The sequence below is a fragment of the Lichenihabitans sp. PAMC28606 genome (assembly GCF_020616535.1).
GTDB lineage: Bacteria > Pseudomonadota > Alphaproteobacteria > Rhizobiales > Beijerinckiaceae > Lichenihabitans > Lichenihabitans psoromatis.
This window is the reverse complement of the sequence record NZ_CP085136.1, coordinates 3,878,219-3,903,371: the sequence shown is the minus strand read 5'-3', so window position 1 is coordinate 3,903,371 and position 25,153 is coordinate 3,878,219. Positions and strand designations below refer to the sequence as shown.

26 protein-coding genes, 1 tRNA gene and 1 pseudogene are annotated in these 25,153 nt (G+C 61.7%); 11 read left to right on the top strand and 17 right to left on the bottom strand.

Annotated features, from left to right (window positions below; genetic code table 11):
- The first annotated feature begins 50 nt into the window (after nt 1-50).
- Nucleotides 51-1,061: an adenosine kinase gene (locus tag LGH83_RS18360; RefSeq protein WP_227399867.1), complete on the top strand. Its 1,011-nt coding sequence runs from the start codon at nt 51-53 to the stop codon at nt 1,059-1,061.
- A gap of 162 nt (nt 1,062-1,223) precedes the next feature.
- The gene (betC, locus tag LGH83_RS18355) at nt 1,224-2,747 is read left to right on the top strand and encodes a choline-sulfatase (protein ID WP_227399866.1); all 1,524 of its coding nucleotides are present in this window, start codon (nt 1,224-1,226) and stop codon (nt 2,745-2,747) included.
- A gap of 80 nt (nt 2,748-2,827) precedes the next feature.
- On the opposite strand, the gene LGH83_RS18350 is transcribed toward betC, so the two are convergent.
- From LGH83_RS18350 to folE, 5 genes are all read right to left on the bottom strand, one after another.
- On the bottom strand, nt 2,828-3,082 hold the full coding sequence (locus tag LGH83_RS18350; RefSeq protein WP_227399865.1) for a phosphate starvation-inducible protein PsiF: 255 nt from the start codon (nt 3,080-3,082) through the stop codon (nt 2,828-2,830).
- Nucleotides 3,083-3,778: 696 nt separating this feature from the next.
- Nucleotides 3,779-3,961, bottom strand: coding sequence for a hypothetical protein (locus tag LGH83_RS18345; protein WP_227399864.1), 183 nt, complete (start codon nt 3,959-3,961; stop codon nt 3,779-3,781).
- Nucleotides 3,962-4,009: 48 nt separating this feature from the next.
- Complete coding sequence (locus LGH83_RS18340; RefSeq protein ID WP_227399863.1) at nt 4,010-6,409, bottom strand: putative bifunctional diguanylate cyclase/phosphodiesterase; 2,400 nt, start codon at nt 6,407-6,409, stop codon at nt 4,010-4,012.
- Nucleotides 6,410-6,477: 68 nt separating this feature from the next.
- Entirely contained in the window at nt 6,478-6,960 is a 483-nt protein-coding gene (locus tag LGH83_RS18335; RefSeq protein WP_210215263.1) for a 6-pyruvoyl trahydropterin synthase family protein, read from the bottom strand.
- Between the two features lie 114 nt (nt 6,961-7,074).
- Nucleotides 7,075-7,746, bottom strand: a complete 672-nt coding sequence (gene folE, locus LGH83_RS18330; protein ID WP_227399862.1) for a GTP cyclohydrolase I — start codon at nt 7,744-7,746, stop codon at nt 7,075-7,077.
- A 175-nt stretch (nt 7,747-7,921) separates the two neighbouring features.
- On the opposite strand from folE, the gene LGH83_RS18325 reads away from it, so the two are divergent.
- Nucleotides 7,922-8,443: a molybdopterin-dependent oxidoreductase gene (locus LGH83_RS18325; RefSeq protein WP_227399861.1), complete on the top strand. Its 522-nt coding sequence runs from the start codon at nt 7,922-7,924 to the stop codon at nt 8,441-8,443.
- A gap of 16 nt (nt 8,444-8,459) precedes the next feature.
- Here the strand turns inward: LGH83_RS18325 and LGH83_RS18320 are convergent, their stop codons facing one another.
- From LGH83_RS18320 to LGH83_RS18305, 4 genes are all read right to left on the bottom strand, one after another.
- Nucleotides 8,460-9,848 (bottom strand): TAXI family TRAP transporter solute-binding subunit, encoded by a 1,389-nt coding sequence (locus LGH83_RS18320; protein WP_227399860.1) that lies wholly within the window; start codon nt 9,846-9,848, stop codon nt 8,460-8,462.
- A 152-nt stretch (nt 9,849-10,000) separates the two neighbouring features.
- Complete coding sequence (gene ychF, locus LGH83_RS18315) at nt 10,001-11,098, bottom strand: redox-regulated ATPase YchF (RefSeq protein ID WP_227399859.1); 1,098 nt, start codon at nt 11,096-11,098, stop codon at nt 10,001-10,003.
- 162 nt (nt 11,099-11,260) lie between these two features.
- Nucleotides 11,261-11,839, bottom strand: coding sequence for an aminoacyl-tRNA hydrolase (gene pth, locus LGH83_RS18310; RefSeq protein ID WP_227399858.1), 579 nt, complete (start codon nt 11,837-11,839; stop codon nt 11,261-11,263).
- Between the two features lie 69 nt (nt 11,840-11,908).
- A complete protein-coding gene (locus tag LGH83_RS18305; RefSeq protein WP_131195690.1) occupies nt 11,909-12,649 on the bottom strand; it encodes a 50S ribosomal protein L25/general stress protein Ctc in 741 nt (246 codons plus the stop codon).
- 301 nt (nt 12,650-12,950) lie between these two features.
- Between LGH83_RS18305 and LGH83_RS18300 the strand changes: the two genes are divergently transcribed.
- Nucleotides 12,951-13,026, top strand: a tRNA-Thr gene (locus LGH83_RS18300).
- A gap of 408 nt (nt 13,027-13,434) precedes the next feature.
- On the opposite strand, the gene LGH83_RS18295 is transcribed toward LGH83_RS18300, so the two are convergent.
- Nucleotides 13,435-14,253: an anti-sigma factor family protein gene (locus LGH83_RS18295; protein ID WP_227399857.1), complete on the bottom strand. Its 819-nt coding sequence runs from the start codon at nt 14,251-14,253 to the stop codon at nt 13,435-13,437.
- A 38-nt stretch (nt 14,254-14,291) separates the two neighbouring features.
- Nucleotides 14,292-14,822: an RNA polymerase sigma factor gene (locus LGH83_RS18290; protein ID WP_227401915.1), complete on the bottom strand. Its 531-nt coding sequence runs from the start codon at nt 14,820-14,822 to the stop codon at nt 14,292-14,294.
- A gap of 234 nt (nt 14,823-15,056) precedes the next feature.
- Between LGH83_RS18290 and LGH83_RS18285 the strand changes: the two genes are divergently transcribed.
- From LGH83_RS18285 to LGH83_RS18270, 4 genes are all read left to right on the top strand, one after another.
- Complete coding sequence (locus tag LGH83_RS18285) at nt 15,057-15,659, top strand: DUF5666 domain-containing protein (protein ID WP_227399856.1); 603 nt, start codon at nt 15,057-15,059, stop codon at nt 15,657-15,659.
- Between the two features lie 133 nt (nt 15,660-15,792).
- Entirely contained in the window at nt 15,793-16,866 is a 1,074-nt protein-coding gene (locus LGH83_RS18280; RefSeq protein ID WP_227399855.1) for a type III polyketide synthase, read from the top strand.
- Nucleotides 16,866-17,366 (top strand): isoprenylcysteine carboxyl methyltransferase family protein, encoded by a 501-nt coding sequence (locus LGH83_RS18275; protein WP_413771163.1) that lies wholly within the window; start codon nt 16,866-16,868, stop codon nt 17,364-17,366. Before LGH83_RS18280 ends, LGH83_RS18275 begins: the two co-directional genes overlap by 1 nt.
- The gene (locus LGH83_RS18270; RefSeq protein WP_227399853.1) at nt 17,366-18,967 is read left to right on the top strand and encodes a DHA2 family efflux MFS transporter permease subunit; all 1,602 of its coding nucleotides are present in this window, start codon (nt 17,366-17,368) and stop codon (nt 18,965-18,967) included. The genes LGH83_RS18275 and LGH83_RS18270 overlap by 1 nt, the downstream gene beginning before the upstream one ends.
- Here the strand turns inward: LGH83_RS18270 and LGH83_RS18265 are convergent.
- The 4 genes from LGH83_RS18265 to LGH83_RS18250 form a co-directional block, all read right to left on the bottom strand.
- Entirely contained in the window at nt 18,943-19,782 is an 840-nt protein-coding gene (locus LGH83_RS18265) for a methyltransferase family protein (RefSeq protein WP_227399852.1), read from the bottom strand. The two genes, LGH83_RS18270 and LGH83_RS18265, sit on opposite strands and share 25 nt — an antisense overlap.
- A 23-nt stretch (nt 19,783-19,805) precedes the next feature.
- The gene (locus tag LGH83_RS18260) at nt 19,806-20,414 is read right to left on the bottom strand and encodes a cytochrome b (protein WP_227399851.1); all 609 of its coding nucleotides are present in this window, start codon (nt 20,412-20,414) and stop codon (nt 19,806-19,808) included.
- 48 nt (nt 20,415-20,462) lie between these two features.
- Complete coding sequence (locus LGH83_RS18255) at nt 20,463-21,872, bottom strand: glycosyltransferase family 2 protein (RefSeq protein WP_227399850.1); 1,410 nt, start codon at nt 21,870-21,872, stop codon at nt 20,463-20,465.
- A 188-nt stretch (nt 21,873-22,060) separates the two neighbouring features.
- A complete protein-coding gene (locus LGH83_RS18250; protein WP_227399849.1) occupies nt 22,061-22,873 on the bottom strand; it encodes an SDR family NAD(P)-dependent oxidoreductase in 813 nt (270 codons plus the stop codon).
- A 45-nt stretch (nt 22,874-22,918) separates the two neighbouring features.
- On the opposite strand from LGH83_RS18250, the gene LGH83_RS18245 reads away from it, so the two are divergent.
- Nucleotides 22,919-23,299: a winged helix-turn-helix transcriptional regulator gene (locus LGH83_RS18245; protein WP_227399848.1), complete on the top strand. Its 381-nt coding sequence runs from the start codon at nt 22,919-22,921 to the stop codon at nt 23,297-23,299.
- Nucleotides 23,300-23,365: 66 nt separating this feature from the next.
- On the opposite strand, the pseudogene LGH83_RS18240 reads toward LGH83_RS18245, so the two are convergent.
- A pseudogene (locus LGH83_RS18240) lies at nt 23,366-23,491 on the bottom strand (IS3 family transposase); the annotation flags it as partial.
- Between the two features lie 4 nt (nt 23,492-23,495).
- Between LGH83_RS18240 and LGH83_RS20180 the strand changes: the two are divergent.
- Nucleotides 23,496-23,894, top strand: a complete 399-nt coding sequence (locus LGH83_RS20180; RefSeq protein WP_413771070.1) for a LysR family transcriptional regulator — start codon at nt 23,496-23,498, stop codon at nt 23,892-23,894.
- Nucleotides 23,895-23,944: 50 nt separating this feature from the next.
- Nucleotides 23,945-24,163, top strand: coding sequence for a hypothetical protein (locus LGH83_RS18230; RefSeq protein WP_227399847.1), 219 nt, complete (start codon nt 23,945-23,947; stop codon nt 24,161-24,163).
- 581 nt (nt 24,164-24,744) lie between these two features.
- Here LGH83_RS18230 and LGH83_RS18225 read toward each other — a convergent pair.
- Nucleotides 24,745-25,131, bottom strand: coding sequence for a MerR family transcriptional regulator (locus tag LGH83_RS18225; protein ID WP_227399846.1), 387 nt, complete (start codon nt 25,129-25,131; stop codon nt 24,745-24,747).
- Between the last annotated feature and the right edge of the window lie 22 nt (nt 25,132-25,153).

Genomic DNA, 25,153 nt, shown 5'->3' with positions numbered 1-25,153 from the left:
ACCGCTCCGGTGCGAGAGGCCACGCGACCGTCTTGTTGAGGAACTGATCCATGCCGAACACGCGCTTCGATGTCCTGTGCCTGGGCAATGCCATCGTGGACATCATCGCACCGGTCGAAGACGCTTTTCTGATCAAGCAGCAGGTCGCCAAGGGCGCCATGATCCTGATCGACGAGCCACGTGCCGAGGATCTCTACGGCGCGATGGGTCCGGCGACGGTGATCTCAGGCGGCTCGGCCGCCAACACAGCCGTTGGCCTCGCGAGCTTCGGCGTGCGGGCGGGTTACGTCGGCAAGGTCAGGACCGATGACGTCGGCGCGCTTTTCACGAACGACCTTCGCGCGACGGGCGTGACCTTCGATACCGCGCCGGCCCAAGACGGCCCGGCGACGGCGCGCTCGTTCATTCTGGTGACGCCCGATGGGCAGCGCACGATGAACACCTACCTCGGGGCGTGCCAGAACCTGACCGAGGCCGACATCGACGATGCGGCGGTTCAAGCGTCCGGCATCGTCTATCTCGAAGGTTATTTGTGGGACCCGGCGGCCGCCAAGACGGCCTTTCTGAAGGCGGCCGGCATCGCCCATGCCAACGGCAGCCGAGTGGCGCTTACCTTGTCGGATTCATTTTGCGTCGACCGTTACCGCAGTGAGTTCCTCGATCTGATCCGCACCAAGGTGGTCGATATCGTGTTCGCCAACGAAAGCGAATTGCACGCCCTCTATCAGACCTCCGATTTCCAGGCCGCACTCTCGGCGCTGCGGGAAGAAGATGGTCTGCTGGGTGTCATCACCAAGGGTGCCGAGGGGTCGGTGATCGTCACGCAAGACGAGACGCTTGCGGTCGACGCTTTCCCGATCGAGACGTTGGTCGACTCGACCGGCGCCGGCGATCTCTTCGCGGCAGGCTTCCTGGCGGGCCTCGCCAAGGACAAGCACCTCCGCACCTGCGCCCGCCTTGGCGCCTTAGCGGCCGCCGAGGTCATCCAGCATATCGGCGCGCGTCCGGCCACGAGCCTTGCGGTGCTGGCTTCCCAGAACGGATTGACGCTCGACCGCTGAACCGATCGCCTCGATTTCTGCATGAGAGTTCGCCTCGTGTCGTCATTCGGGCAGGATCGGACGCACCGCGATGAGCCGTCGCCCGCGACATCGGATTGTCTTCTCTTTGTGTCGACGGGACGAGGCTCGCGTCGATCGACCCTCGGCCGGAAAAGCTGAACCATGTCGCTGAAGCAAAAGAACATCCTGGTCGTGATGGTCGACCAATTGGCACCGGCTTTTCTGCCCATCCACGGTCACCCTCTGGTCAAGACACCGCATCTATCGGCCCTGGCGGCTCGGGGTGTCGTGTTCGACAGCGCCTATTGCAACTCGCCGCTTTGCTCGCCGTCACGCACGGCTTTTATGACCGGGTGCCTGCCCTCACGAACCGGCGGCTACGATAATGCGTCCGAGTTTCGCGCAGACCTGCCGACTTTCGCGCACTACCTGCGCCGGCTGAATTACCGCACGATCCTGGCCGGGAAGATGCACTTCTGCGGGCCGGATCAGATGCATGGGTTCGAGGAGCGGCTGACGACCGACATCTACCCGGCGGACTACGGCTGGACACCGGACTGGGACCACCCGGAGGACCGACCGAGTTGGTACCACAATATGAGTTCGGTGACCAATGCGGGGCTCTGCATCCGCACGAACCAGATCGACTTCGACGAAGAGGTGGTCTTCTCGGCCGAACGGGCGATCTACGACCACGTCCGGAGCAGAGACCAGCGCTCGTTCCTGATGGTGGCCTCCCTGACGCACCCGCATGATCCTTTCGCGATCACGCCGGAGTTCTGGGACCTCTATCCGCATGCGGCGATCGACATGCCGAGGGTCGCGGCGCCGGATGTGACGCTGGATCCGCATACGGCCCGCATTCGGCACGTTTGCGCTATGGACGAGGTGACGCTGACGGACGAGCAGATCCGCAACGCCCGGCACGCCTATTACGGCGCCATTTCATTTTGCGACAAGAACCTCGGTGTGCTGCTCGGATCACTCGAGAAGACCGGCATCGCGGATGATACCATCGTGGTCTTTTTGGGCGATCACGGCGAAATGCTGGGTGAGCGCGGGCTCTGGTACAAGATGAGTTTTTTCGAGGGCGCTTGCCGCGTGCCCCTGATCGTGTCGGCGCCGGGCTCGATCGAGCCGAGGCGCGTCGCGGCGCCGGTGTCTCTGATCGACCTATTGCCGACCCTCGTCGAACTGGCCGGCGGCGATCCCGCCCAAGGTCTTGCGGGGCCGATCGATGGTCACAGCCTCGTGCCCTATCTCGAGGGGCATGACGGTCCTGCGGGTGTGATCGGCGAGTATTTGGCAGAGGGCGCCATCGCGCCTCTGGTCATGATCCGGCGCGGACGACACAAGTTCATCCATGCGCCGGGCGACCCGGATCAACTCTACGATGTCGAGGCCGACCCGGACGAGCGGATCAACTGTGCGGACGATGCCGCACAGGCCGAAATCGTGGCGGCGTTCCGCGCGGAAGTTGCGCGCCGATGGAACCTCGAGGCGCTCGATCACGCGGTTCGTGACAGCCAGCATCGGCGGCGGCTCGTTGACGCCGCGCTGATGACCGGCACCACGAAACCGTGGGACTATCAGCCGTTCAAAGACGCGACGAAGCAATATATGCGAAACACCATGGATCTCGACGATCTCGAGGCGATGTCGCGGTTCCCTCGCGCCAAGCCCTGACGCGACGCCACGCCATCATCCCGACCGAGGCACACGCCCGACCGAGACGATGGCGAGATTGGACGACGAGCGTCGCGGCCTTACATCTTGCCGGATTTGCACTTCGAGCGGAACGCGTGACGTGCCTTGCCGTGCAAACCTTGCTTATCGGCCTGAAGCGAGCAATCCTTGGACTTGGCCTTTTTGTCCATCATGCCGGCGGCGGGCGCAGCCATGGCGGGTGCGGTCGTTGCGGCGGGCGCGGCAGCCGCCGGCGCGGCGGTCTGCGCGAGGGCCGAACCGGACACGAGAAGGCCGGCGAGGCTGGCGGCGGCCAGCAGATGTACGATCTTCATGATGATCTTCCTTATGCGATAACGAGCTCCAGCCCCCAACGTCGCGGCATGGCTCGGACTCACGCATAAACCATGACGATCCCGAGTGGAATTGAACCCTCGAGTGCGCTAGTGGGTTTTCGAAGTCGTCACCCACGAAGGAGGCCCCCAATGCGGTTTATCGGCCCACGGATCATCATCGTGGCGATTTGGCCCTGCCTTGTCGTCTCGGCGGCCTTGGCAAAAGATCTCCCACGCGGGCGGACGGAGCGTCCCGCCACAACCGGTTGCGAGGCCTTCGGTCCCGGCTTCCGAAAGCTCGGAGACAGTGATTCCTGCGTCAAAGTGGATGGGCAAGTGCGGGTCGAATCGACCTATACGACAGGACGTGGATCCAACCGCTAAAGCATCAACGGCACAGATCGTGAGCTTTCATGAGCCGGAGCCTCCAATTGCGGAGATGCGACCGAAGGTATTAGTGACGATTTACTCGCGATTTGTTGCAGCATCTTCTCTGAATTTCAGAAACGACCGTCGTTCCATCGAGTGGTCGTTAAGACATTGGAAGGAACAATCCATCCCTCCGAGACGTATATCGAGCAGCTGTAGTTCGAATTGAACGATGGCCTAGTCTGGGAGGACATAAAGATGGCTGGGAATATCCGCAATCTTGTTATAGCCGGTTTGGCATCTGCGATGCTTCTTGGCGCGGCTGCATCAGGCGCAAATGCTGAGAACCGTCACGGGACGATGCCGTCGCGGCAGATGATGAAGGACCATGCCATGCACGAGCGCATGATGCATCGTCATGACCGCATGTACCGTATGCATCGTGATCGGATGATGCACCGTCACATGAGACATCACCGCGCAATGTAAGCTCTGGCGCGCGAGACTCATCGGACGAGTTCCGAGGCCTCAGCTTTGCTTGAGAGCGCCATTCGGGTATTAGGCGGCCCGAATGGCGTTTAATTTTGCTTCCGGCAACTTGAATTGCAACGATCCCCACGGCTGTGGCCGGTCGAAAAAGTAGCCCTGGACTTGGTCGCAACCGGCGGCCTGGAGCTGCTCGAGCTGCTCAAAGGTTTCCACACCTTCGGCCGTTGTGGTCATCCCAAGGCTCGACCCCAGCGCCGCGATGGATCGGACGATCTTGACGCAATCCGGCCGGGTGGATAATTCGCGGACGAAGCTTTGGTCAATCTTGATTTTGTCGAACGGGAAGCTTCGCAGATAGCTCAATGACGAATATCCGGTGCCGAAATCGTCCATCGCGATCAGGATACCCATCAAGCGGAATTCGTGGAGGATCGACATCGTCGCCTCGTTGTCGTGCAGCAGCACCGATTCAGTGATTTCGAGTTCCAGCCGGCGCGCCGAGAGCCCCGAACTGACAAGCGCTTGGAGGACTGAATCGACGACACTTCGATTTTTGAATTGGGCCGGCGAAAGATTGACCGCAACCGACAGATTGTTCGGCCACGTGCTGGCGCGGGCGCAAGCCTCCCGCAGGACCCAAGCTCCGAGCGGAACGATGAGACCGATATCCTCGGCGACGGGAATAAATTCGGCCGGCGACACAAGGCCACGCACGGGATGCCGCCATCGCAGCAACGCCTCGAAGCCAGTGATCTGCATCCGCTTCAAGCTGACCAATGGCTGGAAATAGACCTCGAATTCGTCCCGCTCCAACGCGTTCCGCAAGTCGGCTTCGAGCGTGTGCCGCGCCTTGAGCTCGTTATCCATGTCGATTTCGAAGAGCCGAAAGGTGTTTCGACCCTCGGCTTTGGCGCGATAGAGCGCCAGATCGGCGTGTTTCATCAAGTCGCCGATCAAGGTGCCGTGCTCTGGCGCGATCGCAATGCCGATGCTGGCTCCGATCACCACCTCGACGCCATTGATATCGAACGGCATGCCGAGCGCGTCGATGATGCGCGTCGCGACATCTGCGGTGCGCTCCGCCGCATCGCTGTCGATTTGAAGGACTGCGAATTCATCACCGCCGACGCGCGCCACCACGTCGCTATCCCGGACATGCTCTTTCAGCCGCAGCGCGACTTTTCTCAACAGCGCGTCGCCGATGGGGTGCCCCATCGTGTCGTTGATGAATTTGAATCCATCGAGGTCGATCGAGAAGATCACGGCCTTGCGGCGATCACTGATTTGTCCGAGGGCCGCTTCCAGCCGAGAATGGAAGAACGACCGGTTCACGAGGCTGGTCAAACCGTCGTGATGCGCCATGAACGCGATCTGCGCCTCGGCACGACGCCGGTTCGAAATATCCTCATAGGTCGCGACCCAGCCCCCGTCCGGCATCGGCTGATGCGAAACCGAAATGGCGCGGTCCTCGCTGTCGTGAACAAAGCCGACCGACGATCCATCCACCGATACGCCGCGTTGGCGAGCCGATATATCCTTGAGGGTCCGGTTCGAGGAGCCGACGAGATCCGCGAAGGGCATTCCGGGCAGTGGGGTGATTTCGATCGAGAATAATTCCGCGAACCGTTGGTTGAAGACGACCAGCCGCTCGCCGGCATCAACCATGCAGAGCGCATGCGACATGTTATTCAGCGCTGCATCGAAACGTCTATTTTGCGTCCCGAGTTCACGGTCGCGGCGGGATAAGATCTCATTGCGGGTCTGCAGTTCGGCGTTGATCAGCGAGATGTCGCGGTTCGCCGCTTCGAGATCGGATGAAGTCTGGCGGAGATCGTCGGCCAGCAACCTCAGCCGGACATGCGCGCCGCCCAGCATTTTATTGTGCCAACCGAGCAGAAACAACATGGCCAAGCCGGCCACAAAAAGCCCCGCCGCGATCGACGAGAAGATCAAATGCAGGCGAATCAACTCGCGTTGATCCTCGATGACGCGATCACCCCCGAAACGATTGGCTTGAGCAGCCAGTTCGAGGAGCGGCGTGTCGAGCGGCGCCAAAAGCTCTAAGGCCTGTTGTGCAACGCCGGGCTTGCTCAAATTATCAACGAGCGGCTGCATTTGCTGCACGACGCTCGTCAGTTGAGCGACAAGAGCCTTTCGTTCCGGAAGAGCTGAGACAAATTCCCCGAACTCGCCATTTGCCATCGTGTTGACGCGGCCAGCGACAATGTCGAGCCGCAATTGAACGTCATCTTGATCAAGCGCGCTCCCCGGGACTGCCGTTCGCGCAAGGTTTTCTTCCAACCTCATGTATTCGTTGACGGCTTGACTGGCGATCCACATCGTATTGTAGCGGGCCAGCTGCTTCAACGCCTCTTGCCGCTGAACGACGAGCACGGACGTGTAGACCGCAGCCGCGATCAGGCAGCACATCAGAGCGAACAAAACGATTTTAAAGGAGCGAAGCGACACGAGGCCCTTCTCCATTCCTTCAGGGCGCAACCTGAAAGCATGGTCTCACGCAAGTGTCAGGAAAAGGTTTACTCCGCTCGATAATAGAAGGCCGAGTTGCCGCCGTGCTCGCTGACTTCGACGCTTTCCACATAGGCACGCCCTCCCGTTTGATCGGTAATTATGGCATCGACCCGATCAAAGGCATAGTGGGCGGTCTCTTCGCAGCCGACAGCCGGCAAGACGCGCAGAACAATGAGACCCTCCTGCTCCAAACTCCTGAAGCGTGGCAGTTGCGGATCATCCTCGGCCACGATCATCGTGTGGTCGAATGTCTCGTGCAACCACGCTTTGACCAGCTTGAGTCCGCCGAAATCGACGACCCAGTTCCTCTCGTCGAGATGCGTCGCCCCGAAGGTGAACGTGAAGGCGAGCGCATAGCCATGAATGAACCGGCAATGCGAATGGTCAGCCCGCCATTGCCGGAAACAGCAGGAGAGCCCTTCATTGTGATCATAGGTTTTTGTCGACCGGAAACGTCCCATTGGCCGCCGCTCGTTCGCCTCGATCATGATCGTCTCATCTTTCGCAAACGCGGGGCCCTCGCCCTCCGTAAAGGCGACGACGCGAGAGGGGTCTGTCCTGTATCCGGCAGGCTCATGACCCGCCGGGGTGACCATGCGGCCTCAGAACAGGTTGCGCTCGAGCGACACGCATTCTTGCAGAAATTCCGCCCGAAGCTGCGCGTCCGACATCATGTCCCCGTAATAGGAACTATTGACCATCCGACCAGCGCGGGATGATTTGACGCCGCGATGCGTCTTGCACATGTGGACGGCGCTGATGCGAACCGCCAGACCGCGCGGTTTCGTCGCTTCGACGATGTATCGCTCGATCTGCTTGATCAGTTCTTCCTGGATCTGGAGACGAGCGGCGAAATGCTCGACAATCCGATCATATTTGGACAGACCGATGATCTTCCCGTCCGCTGCCGGTAGAATTCCGATCATCACATGTCCGAAAATGGGCATCAGATGGTGGGCACAGGTCGACCGCAACTCAATAGGACCGGTCACGATCAGCTGTTCATATTGCTCGACGTTGTCGAAATCGGTGATGCGGGGCGGCGATGAGTAACGGCCGCGCATCGTTTCTTCGACAAACATTTTTGCGACGCGCTGCGGCGTATCACGTGTGTTATGGTCGTTGCGGTGATCGATGAAGAGGATATCGAACAGCTCTTCGATCTTTTGTGCGGCGGCGCGCTTCATAGCCTCCCGCTCACCCTCGTTCATCAGTCCGTGAACGGGTTCGTTGCACAGACTGGGAACCTTTACGGCACTTACAAGCTCATTCATCCGGGCCTCCAGAGCACTCGCTAAACATTTATAGATATAATTTACCGATTGTAAATGAATAAGCATTAACCTTAACGCCGAAAAATGAGGAGATGTGCTCGACAGCTGGGCGATCTTAAGCTATCGTTACCTCTGTCACAGTAGATCTACCCTCATCTCGGGGAGATCTACTGCGATGCAAACGATCAATACTTTTTCCGCTTGGGGTTTTGCCGGTCTGTTAGCCGGACTTGCGTTGCTTAACGCTGCACCTGCGTTCGCCCTCGACGCGCCGACCGGCAAGCCAATTCTGGTCATCACCGGCGACATCACAGAAACAAACGACAAGGACGCCGCCAAGTTCGACCGAGCCATGCTCGAGAAGCTTGGAATGGTCACGATTGAGACCAAGACGCCATGGTATGACGGCGTCATGACATTCGAGGGTGTTCCCCTCGACAAGTTGATGGCCGTCGTTGGTGCCAAGGGACATACGGTTCAGGCACTTGCGCTGAACGACTACTCGACCAACATCCCGATCGACGATTTTGCGAAATTTCACACGATCTTGGCGCTAAAGCGAAACGGTGAATACATGCCTGTTCGTGACAAAGGCCCGCTGTTCGTCGTCTATCCTTACGACAGCAACTCCGATCTCCAGAGCCAGACCTACTACTCGCGTTCGGCCTGGCAGGTGTCTCGCTTCATCATCAAATAATCAAAACATCCACTGATCACGCGTCTGACGGCGCGCTTCGATCAGACAGGGTCCGGATTGGGCGGAATGATGAGGCTTCGACGGTTAAACGAGCCTCGTCATTGGCTGGCGTGAACATTGCACGACCCAAATTCTCCCGGCGATCGCGGATGGCCGCCCTGACCTGCTCGACCGCCATGTTGAGCGCCGCCACGCGGCGCTCATCGAGCCCCCGTAAACAGGCATCGTCGAGCGCGGCCGCGACGATCTCGTCCACCTCGCGTTCAAAATCGTCGAGCGATCCGAGGGTTCCAGCAGCCCGAACCTGTTTGAAGACCAGCAGCAGCCGAGACAGAAGATCCTCGATCCTCACGCTGCTCTGCGGCCCGAAGCGGCTCATGATGGCGGTCATCCCCGACGCGAGCACACCGAGCACCATCGCGCCGATGTAGATGAGGTCGCTATACCGATCGAGGAATGTTTCTTCCTCGTCGTCGATATAGGCCGCCGTGCCGGGGTGAACCGGAAATGGCGCGCCCTTGTCGGTCGACGGCGCTTCGATACTGCGCGCCCCGGGTGCGAGCTGGGCCAAAGCCACGCGCTCGGACAAGAGGAAGCGGGTCACGCTGGCGACCACGCCCTGTGACAGATCCGCATCCGCGACCATCCGGTAGGTGACGCCGAGCGTATCGACGTCATCGGCCGGTCGCGGCGGGTTGCCGCCGAAAGCGCCACGAACAACCTCGATCGACTCGAATGCGGGCGAGCGCTGAGCGATGGCGGCCGCCTCCGCGACGGGAATAAAGATCGGGGCGCCATCTCCCGCCTTGGTCACGGATTTAACGACGCCCGCCATCGTCGCATCGGAGACTTTGCCTACCGCGAACACAGCATCGATCGACTTTGAGCGGATCGCGTCCGCGACGCCGGCCGCCGCCAGCGGCACCATTTTGACGCCAGTTGGCGCCATATCATACTGCGCCAGGGTTGTTTCGAGCACGTTGCGGTCGCCCAAGCGTTGAGACAGGATCCCGATCCGCTTGTCCGCGAGGTCGCTCACCTTCTCGATGCCGCTGCCGAACGGCGCGAGCATGAGCGCGATATCCTTGTGCAGCAACACCACGGTTTCGCCACTGCTCGGCATCGCCACATCGGCTCGAACGATGGCTAGATCCGCCGCGCCATGGTCGAGCGCCGACGCCGCCGCCGTCACGCCATCGGTCGGAACCAGCTTGAGGCGGATCGGGTAATGACCTCGCTTCAGGACCTTCGCGGCCGCACCCATCAGATCGTAATCCTCGGCATCGGTCGACGAAACCGCGACCTTGAGAACCGTGGGGCGTTCGTAGAACACGACGCCCGACACGATCAGAAGGACCAAGGCGAGCCCGCCAAATCCGACCATCAAAACGCTTGGACGTCCCATCCCGAGCAACTCCGTCCTCGCCAATAATCCGCATCACTGCATGACCACGGGGCGATATCATGACCGGGGTGCCGTGGCGTGCTGCAACCGCAACGCTTTGACGTTCAAAACGTCACGCTGTCGGATGGTCTGGATGACGGAAGCGGCTTCGCTTAGTTGGCGAAACGGAAATGCAGCACGTCGCCATCCGCGACCACATAGTCCTTCCCTTCCAGCCGGAACTTGCCCTGCTCGCGCGCGCCGGCTTCGCCCTTGGCCGCAACATAGTCGTCATAAGCGATCGTCTCGGCGCGGATGAAGCCTTTTTCGAAATCGCTATGGATGACGGCCGCGGCCTGCGGGGCACGCGTGCCGCGCGGAATTGTCCAGGCGCGTGCCTCCTTCGGGCCCACTGTGAAATAGGTCACCAGGTTGAGGAGGTTGTAACCGGCGCGGATCACGCGATTGAGGCCGGGCTCCGTGAGGCCGACCGCATCGAGATAATCTTTCTGCTCGTCGAACGGCAGCAGCGCGATCTCACTTTCGATCTTGGCCGAGACGACGACCGCGATCGCGCCTTCCTCGGCAGCGCGCTTGCCGACCTCGGCCGAAAAGTCATTGCCGGCCTCAGCCGCGGCTTCTTCGACGTTACAGACGTAGAGAACAGGCTTGGAGGATAAAAGCCCGAGGCCCGCGAAGAGCTTGCGCTCGTCGGGCTTGACCTCGACGAGCCTTGCGGGCTTCCCCTCGCGCAACAGGTCGAGGCACCGGCTCATCAGGTCGACAAGGTCCTTGGAGTCCTTGTCGCCACCTTTGGCCCGCTTTTCGAGCGCCGGGAGCCGACGCTCGAGACTGTCGAGATCCGATAGCATCAACTCGGTTTCGATGGTCTCGATATCGTCGAGCGGCGCGATCTTGCCTTCGACATGCGTGATGTCGCCATCTTCGAAACAGCGCACCACATGGGCGATGGCGTCGCATTCCCGAATGTTGGCGAGGAACTGATTGCCGAGCCCCTCCCCTTTGCTGGCGCCCCGCACCAGGCCCGCAATGTCGACGAAGGTCAGTCGGGTCGGAATGATCTCTTTCGAGCCGGCGATCGGCGCCAGCGTGTCGAGCCGCGGATCGGGCACCGCGACGTCTCCGACATTCGGCTCGATCGTGCAGAACGGATAATTCGCAGCCTGCGCCGCAGCCGTCTGCGTGAGCGCGTTAAACAGGGTCGATTTGCCGACATTGGGCAGGCCGACGATGCCGCATTTGAAACCCATGGAAAACGTCCGTTGCGAAAAAAGAGGATGATCCACGCCCGCCGCGCTCGGCTTTGGCATGGGCAGACCGATGCACCGTGTCAACCATTCAATCGGACGGATGGCGGAACCGGAGAGGAGCAGATATCGCGGTCGCGGCCACCCGAGCTCAGCGCGACCGGATTAGAAGCCGGCCGCCGTCATCGCGAGGTGAACCTTGTTTTGCAAGCTGGCATCCTCGCGCCGCACCAGCAGTTCGGCGTCTCGCGCGATGTTGTCGCATAAGGCATCGACCCAGGCTCGCTCGGCTTTGGCAAAATCGCTCAGCACGTAGCCATGCACGAGAGCCTTATCGCCCGGATGCCCGATGCCGAGGCGCCCCCGACGATAATCGTTGCCGCAGATCGCCGTAATCGAGCGCAAGCCGTTGTGCCCCGCATTGCCGCCGCCGACCTTCATCCGCAGTTTGGCTGGCGCAAGATCGAGTTCGTCGTGCAGAACGACGAGACTTTCGAGCCCGACTTTATAGAACCGCAGCGCCTCCCCGACGGCCCGGCCACTGTCGTTCATGAAGGTGGTTGGCTTGAGCAGCAGAACCCGCTCGGACGCGATAAGGCCTTCTGAGGCCTGCGATTGGAACCGGCTTCGAAACGGCCCGATCCGATGAACGGCCGCCATGGCATCGATCGCCATGAAACCGATATTGTGGCGATTGCGCGCATATTGCGGCCCGGGGTTGCCGAGGCCCGCGATGATCAGCATGAGAGCGCCGTGGCTCCTGAAGGACAGTCCTGCGCCGAAACAAACCGGCGCAGGAGCGAATCGTCGGACTTACTTCTTGCCGGCCGGCTTGGCCGGAGCAGCAGCGGCGGGAGCACCCTTGGCCGGGGCAGCGCCCTTGGCCGGAGCGGCGCCCTTGCCACCCTTGGGCGGAGCAGCGGCCGTCGACTTGGCCGAGGCCTCGGCGGCAGCAGCGGCTTCGGCCGCAACTTCTTCCTCGGTGAGCGTCGAGGGCGGAACGATCGTGGCGATCGTCACGTCACGACCGCGGGTGGCCGACTGGCAGCCATCCGGCAGCTTGACGGCCGACAGATGCACGGACTCGTTCAGGTCGAGACCGCCGAGATCGACCGTGATCGATTCCGGAATGCGATCACCGGGGACCATCAACTCGACCGTGTGAAGCACGATGTTCAGCGTTCCGCCAAGCTTGAAGCCAGGCGCATCTTCGCCGTTCATGAAATGCACCGGGATCTGCATCTTCAGGCGCGAACCGGCCCGCAGACGCATGAAATCGACATGCATCGGTGTGTCCTTGACCACATCGAGTTGGTAGTCGCGCGGGATGACCCGCTCGCGGCGGCCGTCGACGTCGATCTCGAAGATGGTGGTCAGGAAGTGCCCGGCATAAATCAGCTTGTGCAATTCCCGGTAGTTCAGGGAGATCGGCTCGGCGGCTTCGCCACCGCCATAGATCACACCTGGTACACGGCCCTCACGGCGTACGCTGCGGGCGGCCCCCTTGCCTGTCCCGCTGCGGACCGCGGCCGCGATTTGTTTCGTCGCTGCCATCATGTCCTCTTAAAGTAAAATGGCCGCCAAAATCGGCGGCCAGTCGCGCTCACGCCTCCAGGGGTGTCGGAAACGAGCGCAAGCGGCGCTTTTAAGCTGCACGGCGCCGGAAGACAAGTCTTATCGCCGCATCGTGATGGCGAGGCTCATTGTAGTATCGCGTTGCCTTCGTCCGTTGAAGACCGATCGGCTGCGTGTCTCGATCGCGCTTCGTGCCGTGGCCGGGAATGCAGCCTTGCCAAATCGTGATGATCTGGTAAGACCTCGCGACCGGCGAAACATGGTTCGTTCGGTTCGGTATGCCGCAATAGCTCAGCTGGTAGAGCACCTCATTCGTAATGAGGGGGTCCTCGGTTCGAATCCGGGTTGCGGCACCAAGCATTTCAATCTCTTAGCCTCAAAGCCTTCGGATCGATTTTTTCGTGTCATCACTAAGTCAGCGCGAGCACGGCTGAGACTGTCTCATGCCGCCATCTACCTTCTATTTAGTCCGGCTTGCGAATGCGCGTGGAAGTGGGACGAAGCGGGCGCGGTTGTACCCGGCGCTGGCCGGCGGCAACTCCAAAGTAAGGAAGAAGAGGCGGTCCGCTCGTTAAGCCGGCCGTCTGCGTGAGCCTCGCGTGTTACCTCTCAACAGTCGCTGGGATATCCGGGGGTATCCAGGCCGATCTGCCCTATGACCTTGTTGAATGGTCCGCCGTCCTGGCGGCTGCTGCGTCCTGCATCTACGGCTGCTTTGGTAGTGTGCAACATTCCTTGACTCTATGCATGGTAGGTCGGCCACATCAGCCGGCGTCATCAGTTGCGTGATCGGACGGCATTCCATCGAACCTGCTGGCCACCAGACTTGCCCGGGCCTGCAGATCATCGAGGTTGCCTCGTCCGATCAACATGAAGCTGCGACCGGATTTGGACCAGTAAACGACCGTCATGCCGCGCCGATGCTCGATGCGAGTCGGCGCATCGTGTCCGCCGCTGGCGATTATGCAGATCGAGACCGGGCCGTTCTTGGGATCGAGATAGGCCAGGAACGCGAGAGCCCGGCCGTCGTAGTCGAACATCTCGGCCCGCTTCAGTACCATATTGGGGAAATCGACCCGCTGCGGATTGAGGTCGAGGCCGAGCCGGCTTCCAAGGCTTGCCAGTTCTTGGCGTTTGGCGTCGGCCGTATCCGGAATGATCGACAACGTCTCGCTGGTAAAGAGCGACAGATATTGGGTAACGGCTCGACGCCAGTAAGCGGTCTCGTCTTGGGTCGAGGGGCTCGCGCCGAATGACATCGCGAACGGCGAGACGACGAGCCGGTCCAAGCCGGCACCAAGCGCCATCAAGACGACGCCGGCTGCAACCGCTGCTGGCCAGAAGCGCCGGTCCATCGCACCCCGCCGCAGGGCTGGCTGCCGTCGTTCGACGACCTCGGTCAGCATGACATCGAGCTTGTCGAGCGGCGCCTGCGCCAGCAAGGGCGCGAAAGCGTCCTGAAACGGCCGCCCACCCCTCATGAGCACGTCGATGCGATTGGAAATGTCGCGATCGGCGGCGATCTGCTGGCCCATGCGGACGCTGTCGGACGGCGACAGCTCGCCGTCGAGGTAGGCGACCAAGTCTTCTTCCGTAGGCGTTAAGGAGGGTGTTCGCGGCGTCATCGGCGGGTCATTTCCGGGGTTGATCGATTGTCGGACTGGCCGGTTCGGCGACCCAGGGTCTGGCGGGCCGCGGCCAGTCGGCTCATGATCGTTCCGATCGGAACCACCAGAACGTCGGCGGCCTCGCGGTAGGATAAACCCTCGACATAGACCAGGAACACCGCGCTGCGCTGGGCTTCGGGAAGGCCCTGCACCTCGCGCAGGACCTGCGCCGCCATGATCCCAGCTTCTATTTGGCCGGCACCGTCGAAGCTCAAACTCGTCTCGGCGTCGACGAAGCCGGCGCCTTGGCGGATCTGTCTCGACCTGACCTCGTTGAGCCATATCGAATGCAGGATCGAGAACAGCCAGCGGTCAAGGTGCGTATCGGGCTGGAATTGGTCGGCCCGTTCGAGGGCGCGAGCGCACGTTGATTGGACGAGGTCCTCGGCGACATCTCGCCGCCCGCTGAGCACCAGGCCATAGCGCCAGAGGCGAGCCAGGTGGTCCCGCAAACCGGCCCTCACGATATCCTGCGACACGTGCATGTCACGCTTTCCCACTCTCACGCCTCGATTAAAGCGACCTTTAGGAGCAGACTGCATGAGCGCGACGAGTGGCGATGACCGCGCATGCAAAACGTTTCCTGTTCCTCGTTCGACCGCAAACACCTCGGAACGACATTTATTCGGGGTCGCTCGCGACAATAAATCGCTTTCGTCCGCCGCCAAAATCACCGGCCACTCGGCATCCGGAGATGCCCATCCACAAGGACTCGAACAATGACAAGACTGATGCTCGCACTGGTGGCCGCGCTCTCCCTCGGTGCCACTATCGCGGCGGCGCAAACGGCAACCCGCATCCGGGGCGTGGTCACCACCCTGGACGGCAACACCTTGCGCGTGATGCCGAACGGCGGTGGCGCGGAAGAGGCGATTGCCTTGACGCCGAACGCTACGGTGACGGCCCTGGTGTCTGCAAAACTGTCCGACATCACGTCCGGAAGCTTCATCGGCACCGCCGCCACGACGCAGCCCGATGGGACCCTGGTGGCCAAGGAAGTCCACATCTTCCCCGAGGCCATGCGCGGCGCTGGTGAGGGGCATCGGGCGTTCGACCTTGGACCGAAGAGCACCATGACCAACGGCACGGTTGGCCAGGAAGTCACCTTGACGTCCGGCCAGACGCTGACGGTCACCTACAAGGGCGGCGAGAAGAGCATCATCGTGCCGCCGGATGCGCCCGTGGTCATGTTCGCACCCGGCGACAAAGCCATGCTGGTTCCCGGCGCGCATGTGCAATTGCAGGCCCAGAAGGGCGGCGACGGGACGCTGACGGCTGAACGGGTCACGGTCGGCAAGGATGGGCTGGTTCCCCCGATGTGAGCGACGGCTCGCCACGTGGTCCAGCTCAATGTCTCGGTGGTCCGCCCTCGCATACGTTGTGTCGAATAATCTGCCAGCCGAAGTGTTGGCCGTTTGGACCGCCGATGAACCTGCGTGTTTCAAGGGAAACCGATTGTCAAACCTCGTCAGACTTCTCGCGCTTGACACCGCCCGCCCGGCGCATCGTCTCGAACAGGGCGAGGTCGCCGCCGCCGCGAGCGTGCTTTTTTCGGACCGCGACAAGGACTTCGCGCGGCTTGCTCGGGTATTCGACACGTCCGGCGTCCGGAGCCGCTGGTCGACGCAGCCGATCGCATGGTTCACCGAGCCGCATGGGTGGGCGGACCGCAACGCGGCATATGTAGAGGGAGCGCGCGACCTGTTTGTTGTCGCGGCCCGCAAGGCGCTTGCCGCCGCGGACGTTCCGGCGCGCGACATCCACACGGTGGTCACCGTCTCCTCAACGGGGGTTGCCACGCCCAGCCTCGATGCGCACGCCTTTGCAAGCCTCGGCCTGAGCCCGACTGTACGGCGCGTTCCGATCTTCGGTCTGGGCTGCGCCGGCGGCGCGGCTGGCCTGGGCATCGCCTCCAGCCTAGCGGCCGCGCACCCTGGAAAACACGTTCTGGTCGTCGTCGTCGAAGTCTGTACCTTGGCGTTTCGTCTCGACAAGCTGACCAAGGCCAATGTCGTGGCGACGGCGCTGTTCGGCGACGGAGCGGCGGCTTGCATTCTGCGCGCCGATACAGCCGACCCTGACCCTCGGGCCGCAGGGCTCGCCATCGTCGAAGGATCGGGCGATCACCTCTGGGCCGACACGTTGGACATCATGGGGTGGGGCGTCGATCAACATGGTTTGGATGTGGTCTTCTCTCGTTCCATCCCGCGCTTTGCTGAGACCAAAGTCGGCCCGGCCGTCGCCGTCATCCTCGCTTCGATGGGCCTGTCGCCGTCCGATATCGACCGGTTCGTCTGTCACCCCGGCGGCGCGAAGGTAATCACAGCCCTGGAGCGGGCGCTCGATCTGACAGACGGGTCGCTCGATCATGAGCGCGCCGTCCTCGCCGAACACGGCAACATGTCCGCGCCCACCGTGCTGTTCGTGCTGAAGCGCGTGTTGGAGGCTGGCTTACCGAGTCGCGCGCTCCTTTGCGCCATGGGACCGGGCTTTTCCTTGAACTGCGTCTCCCTGCGACGTCCATCATGATGTCCTTTGAGATGGCGAGCGTCGGCCTTCTCGCCTTTGTCACGATCGAGCGGATTGTCGAGCTTGGTTTAGCCCGCCACAACACCCGTGCCTTGCTGGCGCGCGGTGCTCGGGAGGCAGCCTCCGGTCACTACGTCTTCATCGTCGCGTTTCATGCGGCGTGGCTTGCCGGATTATGGATCCTGGCGTGGGACCGCCCGGTCTCGCTTGGCTGGCTCGCGGTCTTCGCGTGTCTGCAGGCCCTCCGGGTCTGGACGTTGATGACTCTCGGGCGACGGTGGACGACCCGCATCATTGTGCTCCCGGGTGCGCCGTTAGTGGCATCAGGCCCGTATCGGCTGCTCTCACACCCCAATTACGCGGTCGTGGTCGGCGAAGTCGCGGCGCTGCCACTCGCCCTCGGGCTGCCGATCTTCGCGCTGGTTTCGAGCCTGCTGAACGCCCTACTGCTGGTAGTGCGCATCCGGGCGGAAAGCCGAGCCCTGGCCGGCTCTCCCTGATGGCCAAGATCGGCTGTGTTCAGACGTCGCTGCGCGTCGAGCGCGTGGGTGCGGCGACCTGGATCGGCTTTGCGGCGATGAGCGCCGGCATGTTCATGGCGATCCTGGATGTGCAGATCGTCGCCGCCGCCTTGCCGACCATGCAGGCTGGTCTCGGCATCGCGCCGTCGGCGATGAGTTGGATCCAGACCGCCTATCTGTCCGCGGAGGTCGTCGCCATCCCGCTCACCGGCGCCCTTACCGGCATCCTGGGCATGCGGTGGCTCTTCGTCGTCGCAGTGGCATTGTTCACCCTGGCGTCGCTCGGCTGCGCGGCGAGCCACGGCTTTATTGGCCTCATCGTCTTTCGCGTGATTCAGGGTTTCGCCGGCGGCACGTTGATCCCCGCTGTATTCGCCGCCGTGTTCCTGCTCTTTCCAACGCGGCATCAGGGTCTCGCCACCACGCTGGCAGGCGTCATGGCGGTGCTTGCGCCGACGGTGGGGCCGGTGGTCGGCGGCTGGATCACCGCGACAACCTCATGGCATTGGCTTTTTTTGATCAATCTCGCCCCGGGGCTCCTCGCCGCCCTCGGCGGGGCTGCGTTCCTGCCGAAGGCGCGCCCCGACCTGCGTGGCCTGCGCGCGCTCGACGGGCCGTCGATCCTGCTGCTCGGGGCCGGGCTGGCGTCTTTTGAAATCGGGCTCAAAGGTGCCCCATCCGACGGCTGGACGTCGGCCTGGGTGTTGGGAACGTTGTCGGCCAGCGTGATCGCCGTGGCCGTATTCTTGCGCCGCACCTCCTCGGTCGAGCACCCCCTCGTCGACCTCAGACCCCTGAAGGATCGATCCTTCGCGATTGGCTGCGGGCTCAGCTTCATACTCGGAATGGGGCTGTTCGGGAGCACCTATTTAATGCCGGTGTTTTTGGCGCTCGTTCGCGGCCACGACCCGCTGGAAGTTGGCCGCATCATGTTGGTGACAGGCGTGGCTCAACTTTTGACCGCGCCGCTCGCGGTGTTTCTCGAGCGGCGGGTCGATGGCCGCATCCTGGCCGCCATCGGCTTCACCCTGTTCGGAGCCGGCATGGCCCTTGGCGCCGCCCAGAACGCGTTCTCCGACTACGATGCGTTATTTTGGCCGCAAGTGCTTCGAGGCGCCGCGATCATGTTCTGTCTCCTGCCTCCCACGCGCTTTGCGTTGGGCCATTTGCCGCCCGAGCGAGTGCCCGGCGCGAGCGGGCTGTTCAACCTGATGCGCAACCTCGGCGGAGCGATCGGCCTCGCGCTGATCGATTCGGTGATCTACGGCAGGGTCGGATCTTATGCCTCGACCATCGAAGCCGGGCTTCGGGCAGGCGATGTTGGCGTGGCGAAGGCGGTCGGCATTCCCTTGCCGACGTTCATGCACCACGCCGATCGGCTTGATCCCGCCACGCAGGCGTTGCTCGCGCGCATGGTGGAGCGGTCTGCTCTGACCCAAGCCATCGACGATGCCTGGGCGATCGTCGCGATCCTAACGGTACTGGCCCTCGTTGCCCTCGCGTTCGTGCGAAAGCCGCGTCGCGATCCCGCGCAGGATGTCGTCGATCAGGTCGCTTACGTAGGGTCGGCGGATGCCTGACCGCCCGTCACAGGTGCGGAGGATGGCGGTGAGCGGCGCGGAGCCGGCTTCAGCCCTGGCACCCAGTACGGAACGGCTGTCTTGTAACGCGCGAACGGCGCACCGTAGACTTGGGCGAAGCGCGCTTCCTTGAACAAGGGGCCGACCAAGCAATAGGCGCTGAGCACGAAGGCCACGACCAGTTGGTCCGGTGTCCAGGTCGGCACCGTCCAGAGCGTCAACGCGAAGGCGACGTAGATCGGTTGCCGACAGATCCGAAACAAGCCAGTCACCGGCATCGGCGGATAGCGCGGGGTCGTCCCTCGCGCAATGGCGCGCCACCCCAGCAAACCGGTCTGAAGCGCGAAGCCGGCATCCACGATCGACTTCAAGAGAAGCAACCACGCCGCGGCGTTGCAACCGCAGAGGGTCCAGAACAGGCCCCCGCTCGCCCGCCACCAGACCGTTCCGCTCGGCGTCCAACCCGCAAAGAGCAGCAGAACCTGAAGGGAGGCCATGAGCGCATAAGTCGTTGTGGAGAGGTGTCTGCCGAGACCGAGCGGCGCCAGCCTTGGCAACATCGTCCGCCCTCTGGTCGACAGAAGGATCGAATGGATGAGCGGGAACTGGATCAGCAGAACGAGGTTGGCGAGCCACGACCAGGGCATGGGGACGCGACCGAACGCCGTCGTCATGCCGAAGATCATCGTGATCATCATGGTGCCGACGCCGACCACGAAGCACAAGTGGCAGGCCGTTCCATAGAGCCAGGCGATCGCGACATGCAGCGGCGGTGGCCGAAGTCTCTCGCCCGTTTCCCCAGGCCGGCGTTTCACTCCGGTCCTCGCAGGATCTGCGATCATTCGGCGGGTCGCGATGCGTCGGCCGCAGCCGTCCGATCGATCGGGGCCGGCAACATGCGCTGCAATTCGGGCTCGTTGTCGAACCATTGGTGCTTGAGCGCGCCCGCGACGTGCAGCAGGACCATGGCATAAAGGACGTAGGCGAAGGATGTGTGCACCCGGCCGAGCAGATCGTGCCAATAGTCCTTGTTGGCGGGATCAATCGCGGTGAGCCAGCCGATGCGGGGCCAGGGCACGAGCCCATAGAGATACATCGGATGAGAGCCGGCGGCCTTCCAGGCCGAATCATGCATCCAGCCCGAGAGCGGCAGGCAGAAGATCAGGGCGTACAGCACGAAATGGGCCGCATGGGCGCCCCAGCGCTCCCAGCCGGGGTAGGAGGCTGGCAGCAGCGGCGGCGAATGCGTGGCTCGCCAGAGGAGACGCATGATGGCCAGACCCAGGATGGTGATGCCGAATGACTTATGCGTGTCAATTACCGGACGAACCAAGTCGTCGGGGAGCCAATCAGCGATCCAGACCAGCGCGACATTGGCCGCGATAAGAAGGGCGATCAACCAGTGGAACACCATGGCGGTGCGCGTGTAGCGTTGAATGACGGTCATGACGGCTTTTCTCCAGCTGCGTTTTGGTTGGCTGCTCTCAACGAAAAATCAGTCTTTGCTCGGCGCGGGACGCACGGCAGTCAGTCCCAAGCGCCGCTGGACGCCCCAACTCTGGCCGCCCGTCAGAAACACACCCCAGCCCCAAGCAGCGCCCAGGTGACGGATCAACTGGAAGCTGAACGGCTCGACGAGCGCTGCAAGTAGTCCAGCACCGAAGCCGATCGACGTCGATGCGCCCGTCCAGCGCCGGTAGAGGTGGATCGACCAGAGATGGAAAGCCAGATCGATCACAATTTTGACGCCGATCACACCAGCCACGGGGTCGACCAGGGCAAAGCGGCCTCTCGCCAGATAAAAGACCAGCAAGGCGAACGCGGTTAGGCCGTAGAGGGGTTGCAAGGTATCGGCGGCTTTGACAGGCAGCATGAGGCAGCCCAGCCAGCCGTAACGGCCGTTGCCGACCATGTCGCGATACCAATATTGTGTCTGGAGGAACCCACCGAACCAGCGGCGTCGCTGGGTGAGAAACGCGCCGAGCGACCCCGGCGCGTCCGTCAGGGCGCGCGAGCCGCCGACCACGGCTGTGGTCCATCCGAGCCCGTGAAGCACGGCGTGGCGGCGCAGACGATGGATCAGTTCGTAATCCTCGACGAGACACGCGGGATCGAAGCCGCCGACGTCCAGCACCGCGCTTCGGCGAAAAGCGGCGAACGCGCCAGAGATCAGAAGTAGGCTGTCCATCTGCATCCACGCATAACGCGACAGGAAATTGCGGATGTATTCGTAGGTCTGGAACCATTGAAACATGCGGCCACCAAGGGTCGGTCCGCACACGGGTGTCAGAATGCCGGTCGCGGCAACGAGGTTGGCATCCCCATCAAACGCCCGGCGCATGGCCGCGATGGCATTCGGCTCCAGCAGCGTATCTGCATCGACGGTCAGCACCAGGGTGGTGTCCGCCAGGAGGATGGCGGCATTGAGCGTCATTGGCTTTCCACTATGAGGCAGGCGCAGCCAGCGAAGGGTCGGATGCATCACGCTGGGCGCACTGAGCGACCCGAACTCCGGCTGAAGGAGACCGAACGTCGACTTGAGCAGCATGGCCGTTCGATCCGACGAGCCGTCGTCAGCGATGACGATGAGTTCAGGTGGTTCGGATTGTGCGAACAACGCATCGAGCGTCATCGGAAGGACGGCCGCCTCGTTATGCGCCGCCACCAGCACGCCGAGCGACACTCGGGCCCTCTTCTCCTGCGAGAGAGGAAGTCGCCCCGCCAGCCCTCGAGTTTGCCAAAAGACGAACGCCAGCAAAGCCGTATCGTACGCCACGTAGACGATGCCGATCGACCAAGCGAACAGCCCATCGAGGACGAAGGCCCGAGCGAACAGAAGCAGCCAAAGAAGGGCTATCGCACCGTGGATGAGCAGGCTCGCCCACGGCGTTGTCGGCGGTGACAATCGCGGAGAGGCGGCGACCAATGCGGTCTGTAACTGGCGGGAGACTGAAATAGGAGTGATCCTGGCTGGTGCTTCGATCGTGAACACGCCAGCCGGGGCTTTATTCGTTTATGCGCCGTTTCATTGCTCTGAGGCCGATGATGGGCTCGTGCCTGCCTGAGCATCTTGACCGCGAGGTTATCGGCGATTCAGGGGATGGACAAGAAACCACCATCGACGTGAAGATTGATGCCGGTGACATATCCAGCAAGCGGACTCGCGAGGAATGCGGCAGCATCCGCAAGTTCGGCCAGTTCTCCAACCCGGCCGACCGGAACGTGGGCGAACAGTTTCAGGACCCCGCGCTGTATCTCTTCCCAAGGGGCATCTTCCGACGCGATGCCGCGCGCCGCTGCTACGGTACGGAAACCGTTTTCAAGCTTGGCGCTTTTGATTGTCCCGGGAGAGATGGCGTTGACGGTAATGCCTTCGGCCGCGACGGCTTTTGCCATAGAAGCGGTCAGGGCGTTCATCGCCGCTTTCGCGGCGGAGTAATCGGGCCCCGTTGCTGGAGGCATCGTTGCCGCTCCACTCGAAATATTGATCACGCGGCCCCAGCCAGCTTGCCTCATTCCGGGAAGAAGGCGTGTGCTCACGCGCACCGCAGCGAGGACGTTACGATCATATGTCGATGCCCATCCGGCAGCCGCGGTCGTTTCCCAATCGCTTTTCGGGCCTGAACCACCAGCATTATTAACCAGAATGCTGATGGCGCCGACGCGATCTTCGGCCTCGGCGATCAACCGCTCCACCGCTTCGTCTTGGGTGAGGTCGCCCAGCACGGCATGGGCGCGGCCTCCGACCGCGAGGATGGCGCTTACAACGCGTTGAGCTTCAACGTCGTCTCGACCATGAACAACGACATGAGCCCCCTCGCGCGCCAAGGCCATGGCTATCGCCTCGCCAATCCCCTTGCTACTGCCGGTTATAAAAGCTGTCTTGTCGCCAAGTTGCAGATCCATCGTTCAACGCTCACTCTTCACCGCAAATAAGGAGCAAGGTCGATCGTGACGTCGGGTGAGACAAGTACGCACTTTAAAGTGCCTGTCACCGCTGAGCATCGGGAGGTCTGTCTCGGGCCAGATGGCACGGCCGAGCATGTGATCCGGGTGATCAGAATGGTTCAAGGTCGCTGGAAGCTCCCTATCCTCTTCCGCCTATTTGCAGATCCCACCATGAGATCTTCGCAACTGATCCGTGACATGCCGGGCATATCGCAGAAGATGCTCACGCAACATCTGCGAGAGTTGGAAACTGACCGTATTATTGAGAGGATCGACTTCGACGAAAAGCCGCTGCGTGTTGAATATCGGCTGTCGGATGAGGGTCATAAATTGATGCCCGTCTTATTGGAGGCGCGCCGTTTCTCAGTAGGGCATCCCGTATAGAGGACGCTCTTTCGCTCGCATCACTTCGTAAGTGATCGGCCCCCATCCGGTGGTCCGGGCGGAATGTTAGTTCAGGGTCGGTCTGGGCGCCACCCTGAGCATGGCCGGCGGAGATGGTCGCGGTTTCGCAGCCGGCCATGCGGCGAAGGCGGGCACGAATACCTCCGGAGCCGGTGGCTTGTAGTTGATGGATATCGTGGCCATCGCTGAAGAGGGCATCTTTACGATCGCGGCCGAGAAGAGGTTGCACACCGCCCAGCCGTCTATCAGCCGGCAGATGCGCGATTTGGAAACGGAGCTTGGCTGCGCCCTCATGATTGCGCTCCCTGACCGACGGGGTGCAGGCCGACAATTCAGCGACATCCTCGACGACGAGACCCGGATGTCGGCGGTGTTCGAGACCTTCTTGCGCAATTTCTACCGCGAAGAGGTCAAGGGGACGTTCAAGGTCAAGGGTGAGCGGCTCAATTGGCCAGCAAAAGCAGCGACGGACGTCGATCTCGCCTACTTGCCTGACATGCTGACCGACATGACTTTACGCTCGATGAGCGCACTATCGTCATCGATGCCAAATACTATAAGCAAACCTTCATAGCGGGTCGGTTCAGCGACCAAACGAAGCTGCGATCGGGGCTGCTCTATCAGATGCAGGCCTATCTGGAGCACAGCGAGAGCGCGGTTCCCATTGAAGGGCTGCTGCTATTCCCGCAGGTGAGCGGACTGCCGTTACGTCTCGACTACCAGCTTCCGCGGCATCGCATCCGGGTGGGCACCGTCAATCTGGATCAGGCCTGGCCTGCCATCCATAACGATCTGCTCGAGCTCGTCGGGGCGGCGGCTGCCTCTACTGAGATCGCGGCATAAATATTCGGTGTTGCCCCAGACCGGTAGAGCTCTCGAAAATTGGCTCGGGCCCCGGTTCGGAAGTTGCGGATTTCTGCAATGCGTCGACAACGGCCGGAAGCCCGGGCCGGTGACAAAGGTCCGCTTGTGGGCAGTAGGCCGTTGTCAGCTTCTGGCGCGACCCGGAAGCGCGGTCCGGCCGCCGCTGCTCCGTCGGGGTTGGGTGGGTTTCTGCCGGTCCGTTTTCCGGAAGCAAAATCGAGAAAACGGACGTTCTTTCGGATCGCAACGTTCGACGGCTCTACTCCCATTCAGGTCGTTTGAGTGGCAATCGCTGTGTCCGAAACCAGACCTTCATTCGATGCGGTCTGTGATGCGGCTTGGTGTTGACCCCTGACAGGCTCCGAACAAGAACCCCACGCTCCGACCATTAAGGTACGGATCACACTGTGATACCGGCCGTTTCGCATGGGTGAATATTGGAAGCCGAAGTCGGGTAAAACCCTCGCGCCGATTAACAGTCCGACAGCACCAGATCAACGTCGAGTTCGGGATGGAGCCTCAACAGCTCAGGGATGAGCGGCAGGGCGTGCAAACGCCAGCTACGCCGGAAAGATTGGCGGGGTATTGTCCTCTGGATTGTTGATCCATGTAATTTTGGCGTCCAGAAATTCTATTAGGCGCTGTAGTTCGCTGACCTTGCGGTGGAGGCGATCGCGCTGCTCGACGAGAAAGCTCAATATCCTTGGAGTTGCGCGCTCACTCGGTGAGAGATCCTCGACAAAAGCTCTGATCTGCTTGAGCGTGAGTCCCAGCGCCTGGGCGAGACGAATGACCCGGGCAGTGTCGATATCTGCTTGGGAAAACATCTGATACGGGCGTGATCCGCCCTTTGTCCCGGTTTCTGGGCAGAGCAGTCCTTGTCGGACATAGAAGCGGACCGTGTCGACGGGGAGCCCGCTAGCCTGAGAAAACGCAGAGATCATCATGGCTGGGCAGTACCATTGACTA